Annotated in this window: 1 protein-coding gene; it reads left to right on the top strand. The window is 53.3% G+C overall.

Annotation, left to right across the window (positions count from 1 at the left end):
• The coding region (locus tag F2P45_RS34500; RefSeq protein WP_223164927.1) for a hypothetical protein at nucleotides 1–478 on the top strand (478 nt) is incomplete at both ends.

The raw sequence follows: 478 nt of genomic DNA, 5'->3' as shown, positions 1-478 counted from the left end.
CAAGTTCTATCGAACGGGAAATTCTGGCGGGTACGCCAGTTCGATCTTTCATTTTCCCGAGCAGAATGTCACGGCGATTGCGCTCAGTTCCGGCCTGGCCTATAACGGAAATTATGCAATGCGGATCGCCTCCGTTGTGCTGAAAAACCATTTCACCGAACCGGAGACAATCGACTATGCGGGCATCGCAGGTGCCAAGGTGCGTCCCGAACTGCTGCGGAAATACGCGGGAAACTATTGGAACCGCCTGCGCGCCATTTCCGCAAAAGTTCACGTCAAAGACGGTGTCTTACATTACAGCAGGACGGAAGGCTCGGACGGACGCGCCGCGATCCCGCTAAGCGACTCGGTTTTTCAGCTGAAAATCGACGGCGACGACAAATATACGATCAAGTTTGTGGAGAAGAAAGAAGGCCGGGACATGCACTTCATCATGGCAAACAGCGATCCGCTTGTTTTCGAGTCGTACACACCCGTT

It is taken from the genome of Massilia mucilaginosa (genome assembly GCF_011682145.1).
GTDB lineage: Bacteria > Pseudomonadota > Gammaproteobacteria > Burkholderiales > Burkholderiaceae_D > Telluria_A > Telluria_A mucilaginosa.
Note: the sequence above shows the minus strand (reverse complement) of the source record. Positions and strands in the feature narration are given on the sequence as shown.